The sequence below is a fragment of the bacterium genome (assembly GCA_035549195.1).
Taxonomy (GTDB): Bacteria; Oederibacteriota; Muellerivitia; order Muellerivitales; family Muellerivitaceae; genus DASZRK01.
Genome location: DASZRK010000037.1, coordinates 1 through 2,406, shown reverse-complemented (window position 1 = coordinate 2,406; position 2,406 = coordinate 1). Strand labels below are relative to the sequence as shown.

The 2,406-nt window shown below is 59.4% G+C and carries 2 protein-coding genes; both read right to left on the bottom strand.

The window, feature by feature from the left end:
- The coding region (locus VHE12_07925; protein HVZ80712.1) for a hypothetical protein at positions 1-204 on the bottom strand (204 nt) is incomplete at its 3' end.
- Positions 205-216: 12 nt separating this feature from the next.
- Positions 217-2,406: DNA-directed RNA polymerase subunit beta (gene rpoB / locus VHE12_07920; protein ID HVZ80711.1), on the bottom strand; the 2,190-nt coding region annotated here is incomplete at its 5' end.

Below are 2,406 nucleotides of genomic sequence, written 5' to 3'. Positions count from 1 at the left end.
GGACCAGGAGCGGATGGTCTCCGGGGAGGAAAGGCCGATCTTGATCGCGTCGAACCGGGGCGTTTCCTTCAAAAGAAGGGTCTCCAGATTCGGCTTCTTCTCCGACGTTGCGGCGGGAGCGGCCACGGACGCAGCGGCTTCCGGAGCCTCGGTCTTGACGATCTCGTTCTCGTTCTCAGGGGTGGCGGATTTGGTTTGGCTCATGGTTCCCCCTCCTTAATTACTGGAATTAGTGTTACGGATCAATTTGACGTCCAAGCACAAGCCTTGCAGTTCCTTCACCAACACATTGAAGGACTCCGGGATCCCCGGCTCAGGGGTGTTCTTCCCCTTCACGATCGACTCATAGGCCTTGGTACGGCCTTGGACGTCGTCGGACTTAACGGTCAACAGCTCCTGCAGGGTATAGGCGGCCCCATAGGCTTCCAGGGCCCAGACTTCCATTTCCCCGAAACGCTGGCCACCGAACTGGGCCTTACCGCCCAGGGGTTGCTGCGTGATGAGGGAATAGGGCCCAATGGAGCGGGCGTGGATCTTGTCGTCGACCAAGTGGGCCAGCTTCAACATATAGATGTAACCCACGGTCACCTGCTGGTCGAAGGACTCACCGGTCATCCCATCGTAGAGGGTGACCTTTCCGGTCTCGGGCAGGCCTTGTTCCTTCAAGGCCTTCTTGATCTCTTCCTCGCGGGCCCCGTCGAACACGGGGGAAGCCACGTGGTAACCACCCTCATGGGCGGCCCAACCCAGGTGGGTCTCCAGGATCTGTCCCACGTTCATACGGGACGGAACACCCAGGGGATTCAGGATGATATCGACCGGGCGACCGTTGGGAAGATAAGGCATGTCCTCGACCGGTACGATCTTGGACACGACCCCCTTGTTCCCGTGGCGACCGGCCATCTTGTCGCCCACCGACAGTTTGCGCTTCTTGGCGATATAGACCTTCACCAGCTTGATGACGCCCGGAGGCAGTTCATCGCCCTTCTTCACCTTATCGAGCTCGTTGTTCTTCTCCCGCTCGATCTCGGACACGCGGTTCTGGAGGACCTCATTGAGGCGCTTGATCTCCTCCTCGGTCTTCTCTTCCAAGGCGTTGCGTTCGCTCTTATTGAGCTCCTTGCCCTTCTCCTCGGCCTGCTGGCGCAGCACCTCGATCCGGGTCTCGTTCTCTTTCTCCAGCTGCTTGATCTTGTGGGTGGCGTCCTTCTCGATGGATTTCACCAGGGAGGCGTCCCGGCCCTTGATCTTCTCGTCCTTCTCCTTGCGCTTGAAGACCTTGACATCGATGACCTTGCCCTCGACGCCCGGCGGAACACGTAAGGACGCGTCGCGCACATCCCCGGCCTTCTCGCCGAATATGGCGCGAAGCAGTTTTTCCTCAGGGGTCAGTTCGGTCTCACCTTTGGGCGTGACCTTCCCCACCAGGATATCGCCCGGGACCACCTCGGCCCCGATGCGAACGATCCCTTCCTCATCCAGGTCCTTGAGGGCCTCATCGCCCACGTTGGGGATATCCCGGGTGATCTCTTCCTTGCCCAGCTTGGTGTCGCGGGCTTCCAGCTCGAATTCCTCGATATGGACCGAGGTGAAGTAATCCTCCCGGACCATCCTTTCGGAAATGATGATGGCGTCCTCAAAGTTGAACCCGCGCCAGGGCATGAAGGCCACCAGCAGGTTCCTCCCTAAGGCCAATTCACCCTGGTCGGTGGAAGGGCCATCGGCGATGACGTCGCCCTTTTTCACCTTATCGCCCTTCTTCACGATGGGCCGCTGGTTGATGCAGGTGTCCTGGTTGGAGCGCTTGTATTTGGTGAGCTTATAGATGTCGACCGACCCGGTCGAATCCACGTCGTCGGAAAAGATGATGATCTCGTCCGAGGAGACACCGGCCACAATCCCGTCGCGCTTGGCGATGACCAATACCCCGGAGTCGTATGCCGCCTTGTATTCCATACCGGTCCCCACGAAAGGGGCCTCGGTGCGGATCAAAGGCACGGCCTGGCGTTGCATGTTCGAACCCATCAAGGCACGGTTGGCGTCGTCATGCTCCAGGAAGGGGATGAGCGAGGTCGCCACCGAGAAGAGCTGGCGGGGCGACACGTCCATGTAATGGATCTCCTTGGGGGAAACCAAGGGAAAATCGTCCTTATAACGGGCCGCGATGATGTCCTGGGAGAACTTCTGGGAATCGTCCAAGGGCGTATTGGCCTGGGCGATGATGTAACGGTCGGCGTCATCGGCGGGCAGGAACTCGATCTTCTTGCCGACGCGGCCTTCCTCCACTTTGCGAAGGGGCGTGGTGACGAAACCGAACTCGTTGATCTGGGCATAGGTCGAGAGGGAGGCGATGAGACCGATGTTCGGACCTTCCGGCGTCTCGATGGGGCAGACCCGGCCATAATG